Origin of the sequence: Candidatus Pelagibacter sp. HIMB1542, from assembly GCF_052047835.1 — a bacterium.
Lineage (GTDB): Bacteria > Pseudomonadota > Alphaproteobacteria > Pelagibacterales > Pelagibacteraceae > Pelagibacter.
This window is the reverse complement of record NZ_JBNAJB010000001.1, coordinates 581,324-603,723: the sequence shown is the minus strand read 5'-3', so window position 1 is coordinate 603,723 and position 22,400 is coordinate 581,324. Positions and strand designations below refer to the sequence as shown.

Annotated in this window: 26 protein-coding genes and 3 tRNA genes; 22 read left to right on the top strand and 7 right to left on the bottom strand. The window is 29.0% G+C overall.

Annotation, left to right across the window (positions count from 1 at the left end; genetic code table 11):
• Position 1 precedes the first annotated feature (1 nt).
• On the top strand, positions 2 to 1,006 hold the full coding sequence (locus ACTTBI_RS03305; protein WP_440652536.1) for an alcohol dehydrogenase catalytic domain-containing protein: 1,005 nt from the start codon (positions 2 to 4) through the stop codon (positions 1,004 to 1,006).
• Here ACTTBI_RS03305 and ACTTBI_RS03300 read toward each other — a convergent pair.
• A complete protein-coding gene (locus ACTTBI_RS03300; RefSeq protein ID WP_440634053.1) occupies positions 990 to 1,124 on the bottom strand; it encodes a hypothetical protein in 135 nt (44 codons plus the stop codon). The genes ACTTBI_RS03305 and ACTTBI_RS03300 overlap by 17 nt on opposite strands.
• Before the next feature lie 75 nt (positions 1,125 to 1,199).
• Here ACTTBI_RS03300 and ACTTBI_RS03295 point away from each other — a divergent pair, with 75 nt between their 5' ends.
• Positions 1,200 to 1,850 (top strand): DUF3047 domain-containing protein, encoded by a 651-nt coding sequence (locus tag ACTTBI_RS03295; protein ID WP_440652535.1) that lies wholly within the window; start codon positions 1,200 to 1,202, stop codon positions 1,848 to 1,850.
• Here ACTTBI_RS03295 and ACTTBI_RS03290 read toward each other — a convergent pair whose 3' ends face one another.
• Positions 1,851 to 1,991, bottom strand: coding sequence for a hypothetical protein (locus tag ACTTBI_RS03290; protein ID WP_440648707.1), 141 nt, complete (start codon positions 1,989 to 1,991; stop codon positions 1,851 to 1,853).
• A gap of 58 nt (positions 1,992 to 2,049) precedes the next feature.
• On the opposite strand from ACTTBI_RS03290, the gene ACTTBI_RS03285 reads away from it, so the two are divergent.
• Positions 2,050 to 2,466, top strand: a complete 417-nt coding sequence (locus ACTTBI_RS03285) for a YbgC/FadM family acyl-CoA thioesterase (protein WP_440652534.1) — start codon at positions 2,050 to 2,052, stop codon at positions 2,464 to 2,466.
• Here ACTTBI_RS03285 and ACTTBI_RS03280 read toward each other — a convergent pair.
• Positions 2,459 to 3,139, bottom strand: coding sequence for a uracil-DNA glycosylase (locus ACTTBI_RS03280; protein ID WP_440652533.1), 681 nt, complete (start codon positions 3,137 to 3,139; stop codon positions 2,459 to 2,461). The genes ACTTBI_RS03285 and ACTTBI_RS03280 overlap by 8 nt on opposite strands.
• A gap of 2 nt (positions 3,140 to 3,141) precedes the next feature.
• Here ACTTBI_RS03280 and ACTTBI_RS03275 point away from each other — a divergent pair, with 2 nt between their 5' ends.
• Both ACTTBI_RS03275 and ACTTBI_RS03270 read left to right on the top strand, forming a co-directional pair.
• A complete protein-coding gene (locus ACTTBI_RS03275; RefSeq protein ID WP_440652532.1) occupies positions 3,142 to 3,699 on the top strand; it encodes a histidine phosphatase family protein in 558 nt (185 codons plus the stop codon).
• Between the two features lie 10 nt (positions 3,700 to 3,709).
• A complete protein-coding gene (locus ACTTBI_RS03270; RefSeq protein WP_179850441.1) occupies positions 3,710 to 3,847 on the top strand; it encodes a hypothetical protein in 138 nt (45 codons plus the stop codon).
• On the opposite strand, the gene ACTTBI_RS03265 is transcribed toward ACTTBI_RS03270, so the two are convergent.
• Genes ACTTBI_RS03265 through ACTTBI_RS03255 form a run of 3 tightly spaced genes read right to left on the bottom strand, consistent with a single transcriptional unit; the run spans position 3,844 to position 4,673 of the window.
• On the bottom strand, positions 3,844 to 4,272 hold the full coding sequence (locus ACTTBI_RS03265) for a hypothetical protein (RefSeq protein WP_440652531.1): 429 nt from the start codon (positions 4,270 to 4,272) through the stop codon (positions 3,844 to 3,846). The two genes, ACTTBI_RS03270 and ACTTBI_RS03265, sit on opposite strands and share 4 nt — an antisense overlap.
• A complete protein-coding gene (locus ACTTBI_RS03260; protein ID WP_179850442.1) occupies positions 4,259 to 4,429 on the bottom strand; it encodes a hypothetical protein in 171 nt (56 codons plus the stop codon). The genes ACTTBI_RS03265 and ACTTBI_RS03260 overlap by 14 nt, the downstream gene beginning before the upstream one ends.
• Positions 4,422 to 4,673 carry a DUF1289 domain-containing protein gene (locus ACTTBI_RS03255; protein WP_075506630.1) on the bottom strand — a complete coding sequence of 84 codons (252 nt, stop codon included), beginning with the start codon at positions 4,671 to 4,673 and terminating at the stop codon, positions 4,422 to 4,424. Before ACTTBI_RS03255 ends, ACTTBI_RS03260 begins: the two co-directional genes overlap by 8 nt.
• An 84-nt stretch (positions 4,674 to 4,757) precedes the next feature.
• Here ACTTBI_RS03255 and ACTTBI_RS03250 point away from each other — a divergent pair.
• The 7 genes from ACTTBI_RS03250 (at position 4,758) to ACTTBI_RS03220 (ending at position 13,430) form a co-directional block, all read left to right on the top strand.
• Positions 4,758 to 4,842 (top strand) — tRNA-Leu (locus ACTTBI_RS03250).
• A 10-nt stretch (positions 4,843 to 4,852) separates the two neighbouring features.
• A complete protein-coding gene (gene tig / locus ACTTBI_RS03245; RefSeq protein WP_440652530.1) occupies positions 4,853 to 6,304 on the top strand; it encodes a trigger factor in 1,452 nt (483 codons plus the stop codon).
• A 32-nt stretch (positions 6,305 to 6,336) separates the two neighbouring features.
• A complete protein-coding gene (clpP, locus tag ACTTBI_RS03240) occupies positions 6,337 to 6,948 on the top strand; it encodes an ATP-dependent Clp endopeptidase proteolytic subunit ClpP (protein WP_440652529.1) in 612 nt (203 codons plus the stop codon).
• Between the two features lie 89 nt (positions 6,949 to 7,037).
• On the top strand, positions 7,038 to 8,306 hold the full coding sequence (gene clpX, locus ACTTBI_RS03235) for an ATP-dependent Clp protease ATP-binding subunit ClpX (RefSeq protein WP_075506632.1): 1,269 nt from the start codon (positions 7,038 to 7,040) through the stop codon (positions 8,304 to 8,306).
• A gap of 60 nt (positions 8,307 to 8,366) precedes the next feature.
• The gene (lon, locus tag ACTTBI_RS03230; RefSeq protein ID WP_440652528.1) at positions 8,367 to 10,745 is read left to right on the top strand and encodes an endopeptidase La; all 2,379 of its coding nucleotides are present in this window, start codon (positions 8,367 to 8,369) and stop codon (positions 10,743 to 10,745) included.
• 10 nt (positions 10,746 to 10,755) lie between these two features.
• Complete coding sequence (locus tag ACTTBI_RS03225; RefSeq protein WP_440652527.1) at positions 10,756 to 12,351, top strand: hypothetical protein; 1,596 nt, start codon at positions 10,756 to 10,758, stop codon at positions 12,349 to 12,351.
• Between the two features lie 47 nt (positions 12,352 to 12,398).
• The gene (locus ACTTBI_RS03220; protein WP_440652526.1) at positions 12,399 to 13,430 is read left to right on the top strand and encodes an NAD-dependent epimerase/dehydratase family protein; all 1,032 of its coding nucleotides are present in this window, start codon (positions 12,399 to 12,401) and stop codon (positions 13,428 to 13,430) included.
• Between the two features lie 51 nt (positions 13,431 to 13,481).
• Here the strand turns inward: ACTTBI_RS03220 and ACTTBI_RS03215 are convergent, their stop codons facing one another.
• Positions 13,482 to 14,189, bottom strand: coding sequence for a glycosyltransferase family 2 protein (locus ACTTBI_RS03215; RefSeq protein WP_440652525.1), 708 nt, complete (start codon positions 14,187 to 14,189; stop codon positions 13,482 to 13,484).
• A 178-nt stretch (positions 14,190 to 14,367) separates the two neighbouring features.
• On the opposite strand from ACTTBI_RS03215, the gene ACTTBI_RS03210 reads away from it, so the two are divergent.
• The 10 genes from ACTTBI_RS03210 to nuoG all read left to right on the top strand — a co-directional run bounded on the left by ACTTBI_RS03210 (position 14,368) and on the right by nuoG (position 22,399).
• Positions 14,368 to 15,426: an NAD-dependent epimerase/dehydratase family protein gene (locus tag ACTTBI_RS03210; protein ID WP_440652524.1), complete on the top strand. Its 1,059-nt coding sequence runs from the start codon at positions 14,368 to 14,370 to the stop codon at positions 15,424 to 15,426.
• Positions 15,427 to 15,533: 107 nt separating this feature from the next.
• Positions 15,534 to 15,609: transfer RNA gene (locus ACTTBI_RS03205), tRNA-Val, on the top strand.
• Between the two features lie 11 nt (positions 15,610 to 15,620).
• Positions 15,621 to 15,697: transfer RNA gene (locus tag ACTTBI_RS03200), tRNA-Asp, on the top strand.
• Between the two features lie 88 nt (positions 15,698 to 15,785).
• Complete coding sequence (locus ACTTBI_RS03195) at positions 15,786 to 16,154, top strand: NADH-quinone oxidoreductase subunit A (protein WP_075506634.1); 369 nt, start codon at positions 15,786 to 15,788, stop codon at positions 16,152 to 16,154.
• 10 nt (positions 16,155 to 16,164) lie between these two features.
• Positions 16,165 to 16,680, top strand: coding sequence for a NuoB/complex I 20 kDa subunit family protein (locus ACTTBI_RS03190; RefSeq protein ID WP_425321967.1), 516 nt, complete (start codon positions 16,165 to 16,167; stop codon positions 16,678 to 16,680).
• 2 nt (positions 16,681 to 16,682) lie between these two features.
• Positions 16,683 to 17,288 carry an NADH-quinone oxidoreductase subunit C gene (locus ACTTBI_RS03185; protein WP_075506636.1) on the top strand — a complete coding sequence of 202 codons (606 nt, stop codon included), beginning with the start codon at positions 16,683 to 16,685 and terminating at the stop codon, positions 17,286 to 17,288.
• Positions 17,272 to 18,447, top strand: a complete 1,176-nt coding sequence (locus ACTTBI_RS03180) for an NADH-quinone oxidoreductase subunit D (RefSeq protein ID WP_218836792.1) — start codon at positions 17,272 to 17,274, stop codon at positions 18,445 to 18,447. Before ACTTBI_RS03185 ends, ACTTBI_RS03180 begins: the two co-directional genes overlap by 17 nt.
• On the top strand, positions 18,444 to 19,052 hold the full coding sequence (gene nuoE, locus ACTTBI_RS03175; protein ID WP_440652523.1) for an NADH-quinone oxidoreductase subunit NuoE: 609 nt from the start codon (positions 18,444 to 18,446) through the stop codon (positions 19,050 to 19,052). The genes ACTTBI_RS03180 and nuoE overlap by 4 nt, the downstream gene beginning before the upstream one ends.
• Positions 19,045 to 20,376, top strand: coding sequence for an NADH-quinone oxidoreductase subunit NuoF (gene nuoF / locus ACTTBI_RS03170; protein WP_440652522.1), 1,332 nt, complete (start codon positions 19,045 to 19,047; stop codon positions 20,374 to 20,376). The genes nuoE and nuoF overlap by 8 nt, the downstream gene beginning before the upstream one ends.
• The gene (gene nuoG, locus ACTTBI_RS03165; protein ID WP_440652521.1) at positions 20,369 to 22,399 is read left to right on the top strand and encodes an NADH-quinone oxidoreductase subunit NuoG; all 2,031 of its coding nucleotides are present in this window, start codon (positions 20,369 to 20,371) and stop codon (positions 22,397 to 22,399) included. Before nuoF ends, nuoG begins: the two co-directional genes overlap by 8 nt.
• Position 22,400 lies beyond the last annotated feature (1 nt).

Below are 22,400 nucleotides of genomic sequence, written 5' to 3'. Positions count from 1 at the left end.
TATGAAAGCTTTAGTATATACTGGAACACAAGAATTAGTTTACAGAGACGAACCTAATCCAATTGAAGTTTCGGGAGAAAGTATTTTAAAAATCCATGCTTCAGGAATATGTGGTTCTGATATGCACGCATATCATGGACATGATGAGAGAAGAATTCCTCCGTTAATATTAGGCCATGAAGTTAGTGGTGAGGTCCAAAATGGTAAATTTAAAGGTAAAGACGTTGTTTTAAATCCTCTGATAACTTGTGGTAAATGTGAATACTGCACAAGTGGAAGAGAACATCTTTGTCCTCATAGAATTATTTTAGGCATGAATAAACCAATTGAAAGACAAGGGGTTTTTGCAGAATTTGTCTCAACACCTGACACAAATATTTATGAAATCCCAGATGGATTAGATAAAAATGAAGCGCCTGTAGCTGAGCCAACTGCAGTTTCTCTACATGCAGTATTAATTGGTGAACAATCTTTAAAAAAACCTTTATCTGAATGTAAAATTTTGATCCAAGGTGGTGGTGCAATAGGATTATTATGTGGTTTAATTTTATCTAAAATTAAAAATAGTGAAAATATAATTCTCTCTGATCCTAATAAATTGAGATTAAATGAGTGCTCAAAATATTTAGATGCAAAATATGTTGCACCAGAACATAAAGAAATAGAAAGTAATAAATTTGATATTGTATTTGATACGGTAGGGTTGGAAATTTCAAGACAACAGGCTATTGAAGTAGTTAAGCCGGGCGGTTCAATTATACACATAGGCTTAACTCAGCCTGCTGGATCATTTAATTTTAGAAAAATGACACTTCAAGAGGTGACCGTAATAGGGACTTATTGTTATACCAATAAGGATTTTGAGCAAACTTTAGCAATATTAGCTAACAAAGAGATAGGTTCTCTAGATTGGATTGAATTTAGGGATTTAAAAAATGGTGGTGATGCCTTTAAACAAATTCATGATGGCACCTGTATTGCACCTAAAATTATACTGATACCTTAGAATTAGAATTTAATTTTATAGCTCTAGAACTACCCATTTTGAGGTCATTAGACATAATTGGTGCAGATATCATTATTGACCAATAAATTAAAAGTAAAAAAATTGAAATTGTTTTCATATCATTTATTTAAAAACTAATTCTGATTTTTGCATGTTTAAATCTTGTCTAAATAATGTATTAAGAACTTAAATTATGAAAATATTTTTTAAACTCATCTCAATTTTATTAATTTCAATTAGCTCAGTTGTTGCAAATGAAGTTGTAGTTTTTGAGTTTACAGAAGCAGAACTTTCAGAATTAACTGTCAGAAAAGTAAGGGGAGCAAAGAACGAGACAATATATACTATTGGGAAAAATGAAAATGGAAATTTCCTTAAGGCTGTTGCCGATAATGCAGCATCTGGTCTTGGCAAAGAAGTTAAAATTGATCTAAACAAGACTCCTTTTATAAATATTACATGGAAAATTGAGCAAGATTTATCTGGAATTAAAGAAGATACAAAGAAAGGCCATGACTTTGCAGCGAGAGTTTTTGCTGTTAAAAAAACAGGTGCAACACCATTGTCAAACAGAGCAGTTAACTATGTGTTTTCAAGCAATAGAGATGTTGGTGTTAGTTCACCAAGTCCATACACAAAAAAATCTATAGACAATGTAATGGCCACAACCAAAACTAATTTAAATGAATGGATAACAGTTAAATCAAATGTAAAAGAAGATTTTAAGAAATTCCATGATTTAGATTTAGATGAATTAGATGGCTTGGCAGTTATGGCTGATACAGATAATTCTAAAATGAAATCTATAGCCTATTTCCAGAATATTTATTTTTCAGCAAATTAATTAAAGTTTAGTATATTTTTTTAGACCCATACTCAGGAATGACAGTATGATTGCTACAATTACGTCCTCTGTTGGAGTGGCATTAGGAACACCAAAGTTCCATAAAATTACTCCAATCAACCAAATTATATAAACTTTCATTGTAGTTATTATATCTTAGTTTGTATAAAAATTTCTCATTATTTGATATTAATGAACAATGCATAAAACTTTTAGTCATAATGTTAAAATTTACTATGAAGATACCGACTCTGGAGGAGTAGTTTATTACGCAAATTATTTAAAATACTTTGAAAGAGCTAGAACAGAAGCATTATTAGCTATTGGTTTAAGTAATTTGAAAATTAAAGATGAGTTTAATTCTTTAATAATCGTTAAGTCATGCAATATTGAATATAAAAAATCAGCGTACTTAGAAGATAATTTAAAAATAAAATCTTTTATTTCCTCTTTGTCAAAAACCTCTTTTGTGATGGATCAGTCAATTTACAGAGATGATTTATTAATTGTAGATGCAAAAATACATTTAGTATTTGTAAATACAATCGGAAAACCCACAAAAATTCCTGATATAGTTTTAAATAGCTTTGAGCCTTATATTTTAAAATCTAAATAGCTGTTACTCTTTTTATTTTTTTAAAAAAATTAACTATCATTTTTTCAGATATTAATTTTGTATTTACATTTCGAGGACTTGGATGATAACAAGCGTACAATCTGATTTTATTTGATAAATCATAATATTTCCCGTGCTTAAAAGTATACTTTCCATTTAATTTATTTTTACTTTTGTAATATTTAACACAATTATCAAAAGCAACTTTACCTAAAGCAACAATTGTTTTTATTTTGCTTAAAGTTTCAATCTCATTTTGAAAATGATTTGAGCAATTTGATAATTCTTCATTTGTTGGTTTGTCACCAGGAGGAACACATTTCAGTATATTGGTTATAAAAGTTGATTTTAATTTCAATCCATCATTTAAATTTTCTGAATAAGGTAGATTAGAAATATTTGCTTTTTTTAAACAAGAAAACAAGAAATCGCTTGATTTGTCTCCAGTGAAAGGTCTTCCTGTTCTGGTTCCCCCATGTGCAGCTGGTGCCAAACCTAAAATTAATAATTTCGAATTTATCTTACCAAATCCAGGAACCGGTTTACCCCAATAGGTTTCGTTAATATTTTGTTTTCGTTTTACAGTAGATATTTTTTTAATAAAATTAATTAATCTAGGACATTTTCTACATTTAATAATTTTCTTATTAAGTTGCTTTAATTTATTATTCATCTATGAAAATTTTAAAATTTTTTTTAATTATATTTATATTTTTAAGTTCTCCAATTAAAGCAGATTCAAATGAAGCTATGATTGGTAAGCTTCAAAAAGGTGGTAAATTAATATTTATACGTCATGCTTATGCACCGGGAGGAGGGGATCCTTCTAATTTTGATGTCAATAATTGTGAAACCCAAAGAAACTTAAATGACAAGGGAAGAGTACAATCAAAAAAAATTGGAAATTTTTTTAAACAAAACGATATTTTAATAAACAAAATTTACTCTAGTGAATGGTGCAGATGCAAAGAAACTGCAGAAATAGCCTTTAAAAATTATGAAACAAAAAATTTTTTGAATTCATTTTTTAGTGCAAAATTTGCTAAAAATAGAAAACAACAAGTTATTGATTTTAATAAATTCTTAAATACGTGGGATCAAAAACAAAATATAATTTTTGTAACACATTACGTGGTAATATCTGAGCTTTTAAACTACGCACCATCATCAGGTGAGATTGTTATTTCAGATAAAAATTTAAAAGTAATTGATACTTTAGAGATAGAATATTAAATTAGAATTTATGTCTTCAAAAAGAGCTATGCGACAAGCACAAAAACAAGCATTTGCTAAACATAGATCTAATATTTCAAATAGTAGATTTGATTTTAAAAAAAAAAATTTAGATAAACTTAAGGAAAATAAAAAAAAGAAAACCTAACTTTGGTTTGCAAATTTTTCTATTTTTTTACATGTAGAAATTTTTGAAATCCCTTCGATATCGTTCATAACACTTTTAATAAATATCTCAGGCTTGTTCTTTTCAATTAATATTTGAGTATAAAATTGAGGATAACCATGTTTTAAAGTAAAAATTTTACCATCCTCTTCGTAAATATTTCTGACATAAGAGTTTGATTTTTTTACACTTAAATCAGTAATTCTATATTTTTGATAAGTTTTTTCTGCATAAACATAATTTCTAGTCATAATTAATTCATTAAGATTAAATATGTATTCATTTTTTAAATATTTATCTTCTTTATGATCACATTTACTTAAAATTATAATTTCTGAAAATGAATGATTTATAAATGAGAAAGAAAATAAAATGAGAAAAAAAAAAAATAATTTATTTTTTTTCATTTTTTTCAGCAAAAAATAATCCAATTAAAAAAAGTGCTGTCCACCCAATACCCAGCAATGCTTTAGGGCTAGTCTCAGCGCTCCACATGTCTAAAACTAAAGCACCAAAGATTAGTCCTATAATATAAATTATAACTACAATTGTTGATTTACTCATTTTTAAGATTTTTTTTGAATAGAGATATTCCGTTATTTATTTTATGCTCGTAAGACTCGTTAAAACTATCTAATTGCCAACCAGTTAATCTTTTTCTGATACTTTCTAAATTATTTTGTTTCCATTCATCTGTAGTTTCTTCTAGTTTCCACAGTTTTTTTTCATCATTATTTCTTCCACATCCATAACAATAACCGGTTGAGGGATCTGTTTTGCAAATACTAATACAAGGCGAAATAATCATATTATTTATATTTTTATATCCTTTTACACTATTATTCGGATTGGACAAATGAGTTCAATAATATATAAAGCACCTAATTTAACTGGGGCGATGGCGGAATTGGTAGACGCGCTGGTCTTAGGAACCAGTCGAGCAATCGGTGAAGGTTCGAGTCCTTTTCGCCCTACCATTAAATAATTATGAAAGTTACTGTAGAAAATAAAAAAGGTTTAAATAAAGATCTAAAAATTTTTATCGATAAAGAGACTATGAACTCTTATATGGATGAAAAATTTGAAGAGATTAAAGGAACAGTAAATTTAAAAGGTTTTCGACCAGGAAAAGTACCAAAAGAAATTTTAAAAAGACAATTCGGCAAAGCTGTATTTGGTGAAGTATTAGACAAAGTTTTAAAAGATACATCTACAAAAGCTTTAGAAGAAAACAAAATTAAACCAGCGGGTCAGCCAAAATTAGATCTAAAAACATATGGTGAAGATAAAGAATTGGAATATGTCTTGTCAGTTACAGAGTTACCTAAAGTAGAGATTAAATCATTAGAAAACATCAAATTTGATGAATACACTGTTAAAATTGATGATAGTGAGACAGAAAAAAGAATAAAAGAAATTGCTAAGAACCAACCAAATTTCAAGGAAGGTGCTGCAGATACAAAAGCAAAAGAAGGTGATTTAGTTGCATTAGATTACAAAGCAACAATTGATGGAAAAGAATTTAAAGGAAGTGAAGGAAAAAATACACAGCTTACATTAGGCAAAGATTTATTTTTGAAAGGTTTTGATAAGCAACTAATTGGTGTTAAAAAAGATGATGAGAAAATTGTTGAAGCAACACTCCCAGAGAATTATCCTGAAAAAGAATTAGTTAATAAAAAAGCTAAATTTAATTGTAAAATTTTATCAGTTAAACAACCACAAGAGGTGAAAATAGATGATGATTTTGCAAAAAATTTAGGAGCTAAAGATTTGAAAGATCTTAAAGCTTTAATTTCAAAACAAATTAATGATGAATATAAAAATTCTTTAGATCAACTTTCAAAAAATCAAATTTTAAAAGAAATTGAAAAAATTAAAGTTGAAGAAGTTCCAGGAAACTTAGTCGAGGATGAAGTTAAAATTCTTTCACAAGGTATGTCTGAAGATGAGGCTAAAAAGAATAAAAAATCTTTCGAGGAAAAAGCAAAAACAAGAATTAAAACTGGGTTAATCTTAAATGAATTTGGTGAAAAAAATCAAATCAAAGTTAGTGAACAAGAAATTCAAGCTGAAGTTCAAAAACAATTAAGAATGATGCCGGGCCAAGAGAAAATGGTTATGGATTTTTATCAAAAAAACCCATCTGCTTTAGCCAGTCTAAGAGGGACAGTCTATGAAGAGAAAATTTTAAATCTTATAAAAGAAAAAGGTAAACCAAATAAAAAAGAAATTTCAAAAGATGAGGCGGAAAAAATCTTAAAAGAAGCTCATAAACACGATCACGATCATGACCATGATCATTCACATGATCACGAACCAAAAAAAGAAACTAAAAAGAAACCTGCAGCAAAAGCTTCAGAGAAAAAAAAACCTTCTACAAAAACAGTAAAAGCAAAACCAGCTGCTAAAAAAACAAAAAAAGTTAGCAAAAAGTAATCACAAGTTGTATAAGTAGAAAGAATCAACTTATGACAACAAAATTATCAGAACATATGAGCAATCTAGTGCCGATGGTTGTAGAGCAATCAAGCAAAGGTGAAAGAGCTTATGATATTTATTCAAGACTTCTAAAGGAAAGAATTATATTTTTAACAGGTCAGATAAATGACAATATTGCATCTTTAGTAACAGCTCAGTTATTATTTTTGGAAGCTGAAGATCCTAAAAAAGAAATTTATTTATATATCAATAGTCCTGGTGGATTGGTTACAGCTGGTCTTGGGATTTACGATACGATGCAATATGTAAAACCCGATATTTCAACTCTATGTATTGGGCAAGCTGCATCAATGGGATCATTTTTGTTGGCTGCAGGAACTAAAGGTAAGAGGTTTTCTTTACCCAACTCAAGAATAATGGTTCACCAACCTTCAGCAGGTTTTCAAGGACAAGCTACGGATATAGAAATTCATGCTAATGAAGTCCTGTCATTAAAGAAAAGATTAAATGAAATTTATTCAAAACATACAGGCAAAACTGTTGATGAAATAAAATCTGCTTTAGAAAGAGATAATTTCATGACCGCTGATATCGCAAAATCATTTGGTCTTATTGACGAAGTAGTAGAAAAAAGATCATAATACACAATATATTGATAACTTACTAATCCAAACTTGATTAGTATGAGTCATCTATAATAAAGTAATGAAATTGATTCGTTTAAAAAATTATGAGTACAAATAATAAAAATATTCTTTACTGTTCTTTTTGCGGGAAGAGCCAACACGAAGTTAGAAAATTAATTGCAGGTCCAACTGTATTTATTTGTGATGAATGTGTTGAGCTTTGTATGGATATTATAAAAGAGGAAAGCAAAGATACTTTTGTTAAACACCAAGACGGTCTTCCTTCACCAAAAGAAATCTGCACAGTATTAGATGATTATGTAATTGGTCAAGCACATGCCAAGAAAGTTCTGTCAGTAGCTGTACACAATCATTACAAAAGACTTAATTATGAAAATAAAACTAGTAAGAATGTAGAGTTATCTAAATCAAATATTTTGTTAGTTGGTCCTACTGGTTGTGGTAAAACTTTATTAGCACAAACTCTTGCAAGAATTTTAGATGTTCCATTTACAATGGCAGATGCAACAACATTGACTGAAGCAGGATATGTTGGTGAAGATGTTGAAAATATTATTTTAAAATTACTTCAAGCTTCAGATTATAATGTTGAAAAAGCACAACGTGGAATAGTGTATATCGACGAAGTTGATAAGATTAGTAGAAAATCTGAGAACCCATCCATTACAAGAGATGTATCTGGAGAAGGAGTTCAGCAAGCTTTATTAAAAATAATGGAAGGTACTGTCGCAAGTGTCCCGCCTCAAGGAGGTAGAAAACATCCTCAACAAGAATTTTTACAAGTAGACACAACAAATATTCTTTTTATTTGTGGAGGTGCATTTGCTGGATTAGACAAGATTATCTCTCAAAGAGACAAAGGTACTTCAATTGGTTTTGGAGCGGATGTAAAAAATACTCAGGATAAAAAAACAGGGGAGTGGATGAAGGGACTAGAGCCTGAGGATTTATTGAAATTTGGGTTAATACCAGAGTTTATTGGTAGATTACCAATGATAGCAACTCTTGAGGATTTAGATGAAAAATCATTGATAAAAATTTTACAAGAACCAAAAAATTCTTTAACTAAACAGTATCAAGAACTATTTAAGTTAGATGGAGCGAAATTAACATTTAAAGAAAATGCTCTTAAAGAAATAGCTCAAAAAGCAATTAGCAAAAAAACAGGTGCAAGAGGATTGAGATCAATATTAGAAAATATATTATTAAAAACTATGTATGATCTCCCAAGTCAAGACAACATTGAGGAAGTAATTGTTGATGCAGGAGCGGCAAAAGGTCAATCACAACCAATTTTAGTTCATTCTAAAGGCGAAAATAAATCTAAGTCTGGCAAAACATCAGCGGCTTAATACCCTTAATAAGTAACAAAAACCTATTGCAATATAATATATAATATCCATATTAATCCTATGGACGTTAAAATATCATTGCCGTTATTACCTTTAAGAGACATTGTAGTTTTCCCAAGCATGGTAATACCTCTGTTTGTAGGAAGAGATAAATCTATTTCTGCACTTAATGAGGTGATGAAAAAAGATAAGAAGATCATTCTTGTAACACAAAAAAACTCAGAAATTGATGATCCCAAGAAAACAGACGTATTTATGTATGGTTGTGAGGGAAGCATCCTACAATTATTAAAGTTACCAGATGGAACTGTAAAAGTTTTAGTGGAAGGTATTAAAAGAGTTAAAATTTTAGACTTTAAAGATAACGAGAAATTTATTACGTGTGACTATACATATTTCAATGATATTTTGCCCAAAGACGAAGATTTATTTCCTTTAGCAGCTACTGCTTTAAGAAGATTAGAAAAGTTAACTTCAATAAATAAGAAAATTTCTAACGAAACAATAAATACAATTAAGCAGTTAAAAGATCCTTCTCAAATAGCTGACAATATTGCTTCACATATCACAGCTACAATTTCAGAAAAACAACAAATTTTTGAAACTGTAGATGTAAAAAAGAGATTAAACGCCATAATTAAAATTATGGAAAATGAAACAAGTATAATTGGTGTAGAAAAAAGAATACGAGGAAGAGTTAAAACTCAAATGGAGAAAACCCAGAGAGAATACTATTTAAATGAACAGCTGAAAGCTATTCAGAAAGAACTTGGTGAGATTGAAGACGGCAAAGACGAAACTACAAGTCTAAATAAAGCTATCACAAAAGCAAAAATGCCAAAAGAAGTTGAAAAGAAATGTCTACAAGAGCTTAAAAAATTGAAGAACATGAGCCCAATGTCAGCTGAAGCTACTGTGGTTAGAAACTACCTTGATTGGATGACGGAACTACCTTGGCACAAGAAAAGTGAAGTTGATATCGATTTAACAAAGGCATTAAATATTCTTGATAAAGATCATTTTGGACTAGAGAAAATTAAAGAAAGAATAATAGAATTTTTAGCTGTTCAAAAAAGAATGGAAAAAATTAAAGGCCCAATATTATGCTTAGTTGGCCCCCCTGGTGTTGGCAAAACATCTTTAGGTAAATCTATTGCAAAAGCAACTAATAGAGAATTTGTTAGAATGTCTGTTGGTGGGATGAGAGATGAAGCGGAAATAAGAGGACATAGAAGAACTTATATCGGATCATTACCAGGTAAAATAATTCAAATGATGAAAAAAGCTGGAACAAAAAATCCTCTAATTTTATTAGATGAGATAGATAAAATTGGAAATGATTATAGAGGTGATCCGTCCTCAGCATTATTAGAAGCGCTAGACCCAGAACAAAATACAACTTTTAACGATCACTATTTAGAAGTTGATTATGATTTATCTGATGTAATGTTTGTAACAACGGCAAATACTTTAAATATATTGCCTCCATTATTGGACAGAATGGAAGTAATTAGATTAGCAGGTTACACTGAGGATGAAAAAATAAGCATCGCAAATAAGTATTTGTTACCAAAACAAATTAAAGATAACGGCGTTAAAGAAAAAGAAATGAAGCTGGATGATGATATTATAAAAGAAGTTATTAGAGGATACACAAAAGAGTCTGGTGTAAGAAATCTTGAAAGAGAAATTTCTAAACTTGCAAGAAAAGTTGTAAAAAAAATTGTAGCTGGTGAAGAAAAAGAGGTTGGAATAAATAATAAAAATTTATCTGATTTTTTAGGCGTTCCAAAGTTTAAGTTTGGAGAGTTAGAAACCGAAAATAGAGTTGGTATAGTAACAGGACTTGCTTGGACTGAGTATGGTGGAGAAATTTTAAAAATTGAGACTGTTACAATGCCAGGAAAAGGAAGAATGCAAATTACTGGTAAATTAGGTGATGTTATGCAAGAGTCAGTTAAAGCTGCAAAATCTTTTGTAAGGTCAAAATGTTTAGAGTATGGAATAATACCCCCTATTTTTGAAAAGAAAGATTTTCACATTCATGTTCCTGAGGGAGCAACACCAAAAGATGGACCATCAGCTGGTATTGGTATGGTAACTTCAATAGTTTCATCAATAACAAACATTCCTGTAAGAAGAGATGTTGCAATGACTGGTGAAGTTACTTTAACAGGTCAAGTATTACCAATTGGTGGTTTGAAAGAAAAATTGTTAGCTGCACATAGAGCTGGAATAAAAGAAGTTTTAATTCCTAAAGAAAACGAAAAAGATCTAGTAGATATGCCTAAGAAAATTATAGACGATATTAAGATCACACCAGTTGAATACGCAGATCAAGTTATTAAAATAGCTTTAACAAAAGATCTTAAACCAACAGAGTGGGTCGAAGTTGATATATCTAAAAAAGATGATAAATCACAAGCCAGTATTCAATAAATAATGGCAAATGATAGCTAGTGAGGTTTCAAGAGTAAATTTAAATTTTTCAAATGTTTTTATAATTTTATTATCAATATTAATTTTTAAATTATTATTTTTCTTTTCAGGTTTTATTTTAGAAGACTCATTCATTGTCTTTAGGTCAGCATTTAATTTAGCGGATTATGGAAAGTTTAGTTATAATTTAGATGAAATAAATTCAGCTACAACTAGTAAAATATTTGGTTTAATTTGTGCTTCGTTAAGATATTTGTTTAATGAATATGCAATTTTATCGATTATATTCTTTAATTCTATAGTTAGTGTTCTTTCCAGCTTAATAATATTTTTAAGTCTTAAAAATATTCTCACAAAAGAAATATTTGAAGACAGGTTAAGTTTTTATTTTTTATTCACATTCATATTTCTAAACCCTAGTATAGCTATTATTGGAATTGTAGGATTAGAATTTTCAATAATGGTTTTTTTTATTTCTCTAGTCTTATTGGGAGTTTCAAGAGATAGTAAATTTTTACTTATTTTTTCACTGTTTGTTCCTTTCATAAGAATAGAAATGGTAGGATTTATCTTAATTGTATCATTTTGTTTTTTAATATTTTTAAAAATAAGAAGTTTTTTAGTTGTCTTTATATTTGGTTTTTGTGGAGCATACTTAAATGGCTTGCTAAATAAAATTTATGATGGATCTTTTTTTCCTGGACCAGCCGTTTCTAAATGGAGCACTTTAAGTAATGAAGGATCATTCACATTTTTAAGAATTTTAAATGATTTACATTTTTGGTTCTTTGGATCTCGAAGTTTTTTTCTAGGTGTTTATTCGAAATTTATACCAAATATAATTTATACCATATTTGCATTATTCATTATTTCAGTGGCAATATATTATCTTAGGTTTTTATTAATAAATAAATACAAGGATATCAACACTAATAAAAAAATATATTTAATAATTATATCTGCATCAATTATATTTTTACCATTATCATATGTAATAGGGGGTCATGTTTGGGATTGGTATCTTTATCCTTATGCTTTTTTAAGTTATTTAATTTTGTCATTCTTTTTAGTTAATTTAAAAAGTAATTATTTAATAAAAAAAATTTCAATTGTTTTATTGATCTTTGTCTCATTAGTACAATTTGCTGTTTTAAAAAATATTGGCTTTCAGGAGAATTCTTACAGATCAGTAATAGGTAAAGATATTTTTCAAATGTCAGAGAACCATGAAAAAGATACTCTTTTTTTAGAACCAGCTGGATATATTCCTTATTATGCTAAGATAAAAACTTACGATACTGTAGGGCTTTCATCACAATTAATTAGGGAGTTTAGAGATAAAGATAATAATTCAAGATGGTGGCTAGACTTTATTGAGTTAAAGAAACCGACATTTATTTTAGATAGAAGTAGCTTGTTTGGAGGATATTCACATGACGGAGAATATTCATTTACAAAGATCGAACTTGAATGGTTTAAAAACAATTATAAGCTGGTAAAGAAATATAACTATCACGAATATGTTGAAAAATATTCAGGCAGTTTAGAAAAATTTTATAAATTAGGAAATCATGCATCATATTTTCTTTATAAAAAAATAATGTAATTTAAATTATAACTTTGGACTAAAAAAATTTTGTTTATACTGTTAGTATGAAAATTCTTATAACAGGTGGTTGTGGATTTGTTGGATCTAATCTCGCAATATATTTAAAAAAAAATTTGAGTAAATGTCAGGTATTTACATTAGATAATTTATCAAGAAATGGATCAAACATTAATTTAAAAAGGTTAAAAAAAAAAAAAATTAAGAATTTTAAAATAGACATTACTGATTCAAAAAAAGTTTTAAAACTTCCTAATTATGATGTTATTATTGATTGTTGTGCAGAGGCTGCTGTAAATGACTCAGTATATATACCAAATAAAGTTTTTAAAACGAATTTGCTAGGCACCTTAAATATATTAAACAAATGTGTTAAGGATGATTCTAAGATTATTTTTTTATCATCTAGTCGTGTATATTCAATAGATGCATTAAGAAAAAAATTTAATCTAAATTATTTAAAAGTAAAAGATTTCTCATCGTGTAAGATTAATGAAAAATTTAGTACTAAAAGTCCAAAATCTTTATATGGGTTTACAAAATTAGCTTCTGAAGATTTAATCAGAGAGTATAATTATTCCCATAAAATTAAATATTTAATTAACAGATTTGGAGTTATATCTGGACCATGGCAATTTGGTTATGAGGATCAAGGATTTGTTTCTTTATGGGTTATAAATCATTTTTTTAAAAAAAAATTAAAATATATTGGATTTAATGGATCAGGGAAACAATCGAGAGATGTTATTCATATTGAAGATGCGTGTGAAATAATTTTGGTGCAACTTAAGAATATAAATAAGATCTTTAATAAAACATTTAATATTGGTGGTGGTTTAAAAAGCTTTATATCTTTAATTGATTTAACTAAATTATGTCAAAAAATTACTGGAAATAAAATTAAATTTAAAAAAATTAAGAAAACATCAATGTTTGATATTCCTTATTTTATTATGGATAATTCGAAACTAATAAAAACGTACAATTGGAAGCCAACTAAAAACTTAAATAATATTGTTAAAGATATTTATGTTTGGATTATAGATAATAAAAAATTATTAAAAAAAATATATCAATAAATTTTAAAATTAAAATTAGCTAATTTTTTCTAATTGAGGAATTAGAATAAATTATTTTTTTAATAAGATTTTTTCAATAAAGCAATAAATTAAAGTAAAGAGATATTTAGATCTTAATTCTTCAATTTTGAACTTAGATACTCCACTTTTTCTATTCTTCCAGCTAATAGGTATAATTTTATATTTTAAATTTCTAGAAATAATCTTCAAAGGTATTTCTAAAAATATATTGAAGCTTTCTGAAATTAATGGAAGGGTTTTAATTAAGCTTTCTTTTCTATATATTTTAAATGCGTTTGTAAAATCATTGTATTTATTAAGATATAAAACACTGACAAAAAAATTAAAAATCCTATTTAAAATAAATTTTTTTGTTGGATAATCAACACACTTTGATCCTTTAATAAATCTTGAACCAAAAATAGCATCTAATTTTTCCTGAGAAATTATTTCATAATAGTTTATTAAATCTTTTAGGTCGTCTGATAGATCAGCCATCATTATACAGCAATATTCACCAGACGATTTTTCAATTCCTAGGTTGATAGCACCTCCTATTCCTATTTTTTTATTATCAAAAAATTTAACCTTATCATTATTGTTTGATATTCTTCTCATTGTGTCTAGAGAATTATCCTGACTAAAATCGTTAATAAACAGTATTTCATAATTGAAATTAATTATAGAATTTTCAAATATATCTATAATATTCTGTAAGTTTCTTTCTTCATTTCTTATAGGAAAAATAATTGATAACATATTTTAGATTCTCAATTGATATGATTTAAAGGATTAATTTAAACATACCTGAGATTTATTCAACGAAATTTATTTGATTTAATATTATCTCAATATTTTTATCTATTGAAAAATAAACTTAAATGGTATCTATTTCATTTGTATTTTGATTATTAAGAAAGATGCTTAAAATTTAAAAATGAGCGTTATTATAATAACGGGTTCGTGTGGTCTTGTAGGATCAGAAGCTGTGAATTTTTTTTGTAACAAAGGTTTTGAAGTTGTTGGGATAGACAATAACACTAGAAAAATTTTATTCGGAAAAGATGGTGATACAAATTGGGTAAAAAAAAAACTTAAGACAAATTTCAAAAACTATAAACATTTTCATACAGATATAAGAAATAAAAAAAAAATAGAAAAAATTTTTAAATTTTTTAGAAAAAATATTAGTTTAATTTTACATTGTGCTGCACAACCTTCACATGATTGGGCTTACAAAAATCCTAGGTTAGATTTTGAAATAAATGCTTTATCAACATTAAATTTATTGGAATTGTTTAAAAAATATTCCCCCTCGTCAAAATTTATACATATGTCGACTAATAAGGTATATGGAGACAATCCTAATAAACTTTCTTTCATTGAAAAAAAAAATCGAATTGATTTAAATAAAAAAAATAAACTTTTTAAAGGTATAGATGAAACTTTTTCTTTAGACAGAAGCACCCATAGTCTCTTTGGGGTTTCAAAAACTTATTCAGATCTACTGGTACAAGAGTTTGGTAATAACTTTGGTATCAAAACAGTTACATTCAGGGCTGGTTGTATTACGGGTCCATCACATTCCTCTGCAAAGCTTCATGGTTTTTTATCTTTTTTGGTTAAAAATTTGATACAAAAAAAAAAATATCAAATTATAGGATACCATGGAAAGCAAGTTAGAGACAATATTCATGCACATGATTTAGTAAGTTGTTTTTGGGAATATTATAAAAAACCAACTATTGGAGAAGTATATAATATTGGTGGAGGTAGATTTTCAAATTGTTCAATTCTCGAAGCTATAAGCTTAGTACAAAAAAAAATTAATAAAAAAATTAAAATTGAATACTTTAACACTCCTAGAAGAGGGGATCATAAATGGTATATAAGTAATTGTGATAAATTTAGAAAACATTATCCAAAATGGAAACAAAAATATAATACAGAAAAAATTATATTTGAGCTCTATGATAATTATTGTCAATTAAGATAATTTTTTTTTGTTTTGATCCTTAAGCAAATTTGCTATGTTTTATATCCTTAATCATTTATTGCTTTATTAAAATTATTATTGTATTTACAACCCTTATTATTGGTTTTGGGCGGTTAGCTCAGTTGGTAGAGCATCTCGTTTACACCGAGGGGGTCAAAGGTTCGAGTCCTTTACTGCCCACCAAAACTTAAAGTGGGGGTGTAGCTCAGTTGGTTAGAGCGATCGCCTGTCACGCGATAGGTCGAGGGTTCGAGTCCCTTCACTCCCGCCACTTTTTCCCAATAAACTGTCTGTTAATATTAATAAAATGTGACTTATCATCCCTTCAACATCAGATAAAAACTGATATATAGATTTTCATGTTATCTGAATTTTTAAAAGATTACCTTCCAATTATTCTATTTTTAGTTATCGCTCTTGGTTTAAGCGTTGCTTTTGTAGTGTTAAATTTTTTACTTTCTCCAAAAAAACCTGATCCAGAAAAATTATCTGCATATGAATGTGGTTTCGAACCGTTTCAAGATTCCAGAATGGAGTTTGATGTAAGATTTTATTTAGTTGCAATTCTATTTATCATATTTGATCTCGAAATTGCCTTTCTATTTCCATGGGCAATATCATTAGGAAATATTGGTCTATTAGGTTTTTCATCAATGATGATTTTTCTATTCATACTTACAGTTGGTTTTATTTATGAATGGAAAAAAGGTGCTTTAGATTGGGAATAAAATTAATTTAATGAACGATAAAATAGAACAAGTTCCTGAAGAGTTTAAACAACTTGCTAAAGATTTTAGTAAAAATGGTTTTATAACTACATCGCTAGATAATTTAATTAATTGGTCTAGATCTGGCTCTTTGCATTGGATGACTTTTGGTCTTGCGTGCTGTGCAGTCGAAATGATGCAAACAGCAATGCCGAGATATGATTTAGAAAGATTTGGAGCAGCTCCAAGGGGTTCCCCTAGACAATCAGATGTTATGATAGTTGCAGGAACTTTAACAAATAAAATGGCGCCAGCTTTAAGAAAAGTTTACGATCAAATGCCAGAACCTAGATATGTAATTTCTATGGGTAGCTGTGCTAATGGTGGAGGTTATTATCATTATTCTTATTCAGTTGTAAGAGGGTGTGATCGTATAGTTCCAGTTGATGTATATGTTCCAGGATGCCCTCCTTCTGCAGAGGCATTATTATACGGAATTTTGCAATTACAAAAAAAAATTAGAAAAAAAGGATCTTTTATAAGATAGTCATGAATAGTTTAGAGGATCTAGAAAAAAAAATTAATTCTGAGTTAACCACTAAAATTAACAATTCAGAAATAAAACATAATCAAATTTATCTAGAAACAGATAAAGATGATTTTTTAGATGTAATTTTATTCTTAAAAACTAATTTAGATACAAAATTTCGACAGCTAATAGATATTACAGTTGTAGATTATCCAGAAAATAATCAAAGGTTTCAAGTAGTTTACTTATTTTTAAGTCATGAATTTAATCAAAGACTAGTTCTAAAATACTCTATTTCTGAAAATGAAGTTATACCTTCTTTAACAAGTGTCTTTCCTGCAGCAAATTGGATGGAAAGAGAAGTTTTTGATATGTATGGTGTAAATTTCAAAGATCATCCCGACTTAAGAAGAATACTTACAGATTATGGTTTCGAAGGACATCCTTTAAGAAAAGATTTTCCTTTAACTGGTCATTCGGAAGTTAGATATAGTGAAGATCAAAAAAAAGTAATCAGCGAACCAGTTAAACTAGAGCAAAACTATAGAAATTTTGATTACGAGAGTCCTTGGGAAGGAACAAAATATATTAAAGAAGAAATTGAAAATAATGACAAAAAAAATTAAAAATTTAAATCTAAACTTTGGTCCTCAACATCCAGCAGCTCACGGTGTATTAAGATTAATATTAGAATTAGACGGTGAGGTTGTTGAAAAAGCAGACCCACATATAGGCTTGCTTCACAGAGGTACGGAAAAATTAATTGAAAACAAAACTTACATGCAAGCCGTTCCGTATTTTGATCGTTTGGATTATGTAGCTCCAATGAATCAAGAACATGCCTTTGCCCTTGCTGTAGAAAAAATTCTTAAAATAGATGTGCCGATTAGAGCTCAGTATATAAGAGTTATTTTTTGTGAAATTGGAAGAATATTAAGTCATATTCTTAACGTTACTACTCAAGCGCTTGATGTTGGCGCTTTAACTCCATCACTTTGGGGATTTGAAGAGCGAGAAACATTAATGACTTTTTATGAAAGAGCCTCTGGATCAAGATTACACGCTAACTACTTCAGAGCAGGTGGTGTTCATCAAGACTTACCCAAAGGTTTAGAGGAAGATATCTCAAACTTTTGTGACACATTTCCAAAAGTGATTAATGATTTAGAAAGTTTGTTAACTGATAATAGAATTTTTAAACAAAGAAACGTTGATATTGGAATTGTAAGTAAAGAGGATGCTTTAGATTATTCGTTTTCAGGAGTTATGATTAGAGGATCAGGAGTGCCTTGGGATTTAAGAAAGTCACAACCTTATGATTGTTATGAGGATTTAGATTTTAAAATACCAGTTGGAAAAAATGGTGATTGCTACGATAGATATTTATGCAGAATTGAAGAAATGAAAGAGAGCGTTTCTATTATTAAACAATGTTTATCTAAAATGGAAAAAGGTCCAATTAAATCATTAGATGGTAAAATTAGTCCACCATCAAAAAAAGATATTAAACAATCAATGGAAGCGTTAATTCATCATTTTAAATTATTTACAGAGGGTTATAGAGTACCTAAGGACGAAATTTATACAGCTGTTGAAGCACCAAAGGGAGAATTTGGAGTTTATTTAATTTCTGATGGTTCGAGCAAACCTTATAAATGCAAGATTAGAGCACCAGGATTTTCACATTTGCAATCAATGGATTATTTAATTAAAGGACACATGTTAGCAGATGTACCAGCTGTTCTAGGTTCATTAGATATTGTTTTTGGTGAGGTTGATAGATGAGCTTAAGAAAACCAGCAAAAGATCAACCAGAAAGTTTTGAATTTAATGCTTCCTCTTTAGATGCTGCAAATAATATTGTTGCAAAATATCCAAAAGGAAAACAACAAAGCGCTGTGATGGCCTTACTTTATATTGCTCAAAGACAAAATAATAATTGGATACCATTAGCTGCAATGAAGTATATCGCTAAGTTTTTAGACATGCCTTATATAAAAGTTTATGAGGTGGCTACTTTCTACACAATGTACAATCTATCACCTGTTGGAAAATATTTTGTTCAGGTATGTACCACAACACCATGTATGATTAGAGGTGCAAATAAATTGGTTGAAGCTTGTAAGGAAAAAATTTCTGAAAACGAATGTGAATTATCAAGCGACAAGAGTTGTTCATGGATGGAAGTTGAGTGTCTTGGTGCATGCGTGACTGCTCCTATGATGCAAATAAATGATGATTATTACGAAGATCTTGATAAAGAAAAAACATCTGAGATTTTGGATAAAATTTTAAATGGAGAAACTCCAAAACCAGGTTCATACAGAGGAAGAATTAATAATGAGCCAGAGAACAATAGAAAAACACTAACGGATTTAAAAAATGCTTAAAGATCAAGATAGAATTTTTCAAAATTTATATAACGATAAAGGCTCTGATGTAGCAGCGTCACAATCAAGAGGTGATTGGGTAAACACTAAAGAAATTACTGAAAAAGGAAGAGATTGGATTATTAATGAAATTAAAGAGTCTCAGCTTAGAGGTCGAGGTGGCGCAGGATTTCCTACAGGTTTAAAGTGGTCATTTGCACCAAAAGAAGTTGGATCAAGACCACACTATTTAGTTATTAATGGTGATGAATCTGAACCAGGTACTTGTAAAGATAGAGATATTTTAAGATTTGAACCTCATAAATTAATAGAGGGTTGTCTAATCGCATCATACGCAGTTCAAGCACACATCTGCTACATATATATTAGAGGAGAATATTTTATTGATGGTCAAAAACTCCAAGCTGCAATTGATGAGGCTTATGAGAAAAAACTATTAGGAAAAAATGCAGCTGGAACTGGGTGGGATTTAGATATTTATATCCATTATGGAGCAGGAGCGTATATTTGTGGTGAAGAAACAGCATTACTTGAAAGTTTAGAGGGTAAAAAAGGTCAACCAAGATTAAAACCACCTTTCCCAGCTTTGATTGGTTTATATGGATGCCCAACTATAATTAATAATGTTGAAACGATTGCTGTGGTGCCAACTATTCTAAGAAGAGGAGCGAAATGGTTTGCTTCTTTAGGAAGAGAAAAAAATACAGGTACTAAAATATTCTGTATTTCTGGAAATGTTAATAATCCGTGTAATGTAGAAGAGGAAATGAGCATTCCCCTAAAAGAATTAATAGAAGTTCACGCTGGTGGAGTGATTGGTGGATGGGATAATTTACAAGCTGTAATACCTGGTGGATCTTCTATGCCTCTAATTCCAAAAGATAGATGCGAAACATTAAAGATGGATTTTGATGCGTGTGTCGAAGAAAAAAGTGGATTAGGAACAGCAGGAATAGTGGTTATCAATAAAGATCAAGACATTATTAAATGTATGGCGAGAATTGCTAGATTTTACAAACATGAAAGTTGTGGACAATGTACACCTTGCAGAGAAGGTTCTGGATGGATGTGGCGAATGCTTGAGCGTATGGCAAAAGGCGATGCAACTAAAGATGAAGTTGACATGTTAGGAGATGTAACAACCCAAATCGCAGGTCATACAATTTGTGCGTTTGGAGAAGGTTCTTCATGGCCAGTTCAAGGTTTGTTAAGACATTTTAAAAAAGAAATTCAAGAAAGAAACAATTTAGACCCAATTGTTCAGAAAAAAAATAATATACCTTATTTGGTTGATCAACATTTATTAGATAAAAAAAATGCTTAAATTAAAAGTAAATGACATTGATGTAGAAGTTGAAGAAGGACTAACAGTTCTTCAAGCCTGTGAAAAAGCAGGAGTTGAGATACCTAGATTTTGTTATCATGAAAAATTATCTATAGCTGGAAATTGTAGAATGTGTTTGGTGGAAATGGAGAAATCACCGAAACCTATTGCATCATGCGCAATGCCTGCTGCCGAAGGAATGAACATTAAAACAAACACAAGTTTAGTTGAAAAGGCTAGAAAAGGTGTAATGGAATTTTTACTAGCAAATCACCCTTTAGATTGTCCTGTATGTGACCAAGGTGGTGAGTGTGATCTGCAAGATCAATCAATGTTTTATGGGGTAGACAAATCAAGATTCAAAGAAAATAAAAGAGCAGTTCCTGAAAAAAATATGGGACCATTAATCAAAACTCAAATGACAAGATGTATACATTGTACAAGATGTGTGCGATTTGCTAATGAAGTTGCAGGAGTTCCAGAACTTGGTGCTATAGGCAGAGGTGAAGATATGCAAATTACAACATATCTTGAGCAATCAATGAAATCAGAATTATCTGCCAATGTAGTTGATTTATGTCCTGTAGGAGCCTTGACATCAAAACCTTATGTTTTTGAAGCGAGACCATGGGAATTAAAAAAGACTGAAACAATTGATGTTATGGATGCAATCGGTTCAAATATTAGAGTTGACACATACGATTGGGAAGTAAAAAGAGTTCTCCCAATAATAAATGAAGATATTAATGAAGAATGGATTTCAGATAAAACTAGATATGCGTGTGATGGTTTACTTCATCAAAGATTAGATACTCCATATATTAAATACAACGGTAAATTTGAGAAAGCTTCATGGCAAGAAGTTTATAAAATAATAAAATCTAAATTAGAAAATACATCTAAAGAAAAAGTATCTGGTTTTGTTGGAGATTTAACAAACATGGAAACTGCTTACATTTTTAAAGAATTTTTTGAGCGAACAGTTGAAACTGATAATTATGAGTCAAGATCAGATAATAGATATATTAATATTTCAAAAAGAGAAAATTATTTGTTTAATTCCTCAATTAATGGAATTGAAGATGCTGATTTAATTTTATTATTGGGAGCCAATCCTAGATACGAAGCTACAATTTTAAATGCAAGAATTAGAAAATCTTATCTAAATAATAATACAAGAATTGTATCATTAAATGATTGTGGAGATCTAACTTATCCTTATGAAAGTTTAGATGGGCAAACTAAAACAATTAAAGAAATTATAGATGACACACATAAACTTTCAAAAGAAATAGAAAGTGCAAAAAAACCAATGATCATAATTGGTGAGTCTTTACTAAGATTAGAAAATGCACAATATCTGTTTAATAATTTAAAAGATTTTTTGAATAAAAAAAACAAGTTCTCAGAAGATTGGAATCCTTTGAATGTTTTATCATGTGATGCAGCAACTGTAGGAAATTTTGATTTAGGAGTTTTAAACAATAAAACAAATTTAATAGAAGATTTAAAATCAAATAAATTTGAAATAGTGTTTTTAATAGGTCAGGATAATTTAAATTTTGCTAAAAAAAATGAATTTGTTATTTATCAAGGAAGCCATGGTGACAAAGGGGCAGAGTGTGCAGATATAATTTTGCCTGGCTCAGCTTACACAGAGCAAGACGGTTATTATACAAATTTAGAGGGAAAAATTCAAAAAGCATTTAAGGCCTCTTATCCTCCTGGAGATGCAAAAGAAGATTGGCAGATAATAAATGAACTAGCTGAATTCATGAATAATAGAAAATTGTTTAACGATAAAGAAGAGCTAGATAGCAGCATGTTAAATTATTTGAAATTACAAAGTGAAAAACAAACTGAACAAAATAATAACAACTCGAATTATGATTTTAATAATGAAAATTTAAAAATTGAAATTAAAGATTATTATTTTTCTAATGTTGTTGCTAAATCATCAAAAACAATGATTGAGTGTAATAATGCAAAAACGAATTTAAAATCAACAGGCACAGAAGGTTAAG

Coding starts and splice junctions, on each gene's coding strand:
- ACTTBI_RS03305 (WP_440652536.1), top strand. CDS start 2: ATGAAAGCTTTAGTATATACTGGAACACAAGAATTAGTTTACAGAGAC.
- ACTTBI_RS03300 (WP_440634053.1), bottom strand. CDS start 1,124: ATGAAAACAATTTCAATTTTTTTACTTTTAATTTATTGGTCAATAATG.
- ACTTBI_RS03295 (WP_440652535.1), top strand. CDS start 1,200: ATGAAAATATTTTTTAAACTCATCTCAATTTTATTAATTTCAATTAGC.
- ACTTBI_RS03290 (WP_440648707.1), bottom strand. CDS start 1,991: ATGAAAGTTTATATAATTTGGTTGATTGGAGTAATTTTATGGAACTTT.
- ACTTBI_RS03285 (WP_440652534.1), top strand. CDS start 2,050: ATGCATAAAACTTTTAGTCATAATGTTAAAATTTACTATGAAGATACC.
- ACTTBI_RS03280 (WP_440652533.1), bottom strand. CDS start 3,139: ATGAATAATAAATTAAAGCAACTTAATAAGAAAATTATTAAATGTAGA.
- ACTTBI_RS03275 (WP_440652532.1), top strand. CDS start 3,142: ATGAAAATTTTAAAATTTTTTTTAATTATATTTATATTTTTAAGTTCT.
- ACTTBI_RS03270 (WP_179850441.1), top strand. CDS start 3,710: ATGTCTTCAAAAAGAGCTATGCGACAAGCACAAAAACAAGCATTTGCT.
- ACTTBI_RS03265 (WP_440652531.1), bottom strand. CDS start 4,272: ATGAAAAAAAATAAATTATTTTTTTTTTTTCTCATTTTATTTTCTTTC.
- ACTTBI_RS03260 (WP_179850442.1), bottom strand. CDS start 4,429: ATGAGTAAATCAACAATTGTAGTTATAATTTATATTATAGGACTAATC.
- ACTTBI_RS03255 (WP_075506630.1), bottom strand. CDS start 4,673: ATGATTATTTCGCCTTGTATTAGTATTTGCAAAACAGATCCCTCAACC.
- tig (WP_440652530.1), top strand. CDS start 4,853: ATGAAAGTTACTGTAGAAAATAAAAAAGGTTTAAATAAAGATCTAAAA.
- clpP (WP_440652529.1), top strand. CDS start 6,337: ATGACAACAAAATTATCAGAACATATGAGCAATCTAGTGCCGATGGTT.
- clpX (WP_075506632.1), top strand. CDS start 7,038: ATGAGTACAAATAATAAAAATATTCTTTACTGTTCTTTTTGCGGGAAG.
- lon (WP_440652528.1), top strand. CDS start 8,367: ATGGACGTTAAAATATCATTGCCGTTATTACCTTTAAGAGACATTGTA.
- ACTTBI_RS03225 (WP_440652527.1), top strand. CDS start 10,756: ATGATAGCTAGTGAGGTTTCAAGAGTAAATTTAAATTTTTCAAATGTT.
- ACTTBI_RS03220 (WP_440652526.1), top strand. CDS start 12,399: ATGAAAATTCTTATAACAGGTGGTTGTGGATTTGTTGGATCTAATCTC.
- ACTTBI_RS03215 (WP_440652525.1), bottom strand. CDS start 14,189: ATGTTATCAATTATTTTTCCTATAAGAAATGAAGAAAGAAACTTACAG.
- ACTTBI_RS03210 (WP_440652524.1), top strand. CDS start 14,368: ATGAGCGTTATTATAATAACGGGTTCGTGTGGTCTTGTAGGATCAGAA.
- ACTTBI_RS03195 (WP_075506634.1), top strand. CDS start 15,786: ATGTTATCTGAATTTTTAAAAGATTACCTTCCAATTATTCTATTTTTA.
- ACTTBI_RS03190 (WP_425321967.1), top strand. CDS start 16,165: ATGAACGATAAAATAGAACAAGTTCCTGAAGAGTTTAAACAACTTGCT.
- ACTTBI_RS03185 (WP_075506636.1), top strand. CDS start 16,683: ATGAATAGTTTAGAGGATCTAGAAAAAAAAATTAATTCTGAGTTAACC.
- ACTTBI_RS03180 (WP_218836792.1), top strand. CDS start 17,272: ATGACAAAAAAAATTAAAAATTTAAATCTAAACTTTGGTCCTCAACAT.
- nuoE (WP_440652523.1), top strand. CDS start 18,444: ATGAGCTTAAGAAAACCAGCAAAAGATCAACCAGAAAGTTTTGAATTT.
- nuoF (WP_440652522.1), top strand. CDS start 19,045: ATGCTTAAAGATCAAGATAGAATTTTTCAAAATTTATATAACGATAAA.
- nuoG (WP_440652521.1), top strand. CDS start 20,369: ATGCTTAAATTAAAAGTAAATGACATTGATGTAGAAGTTGAAGAAGGA.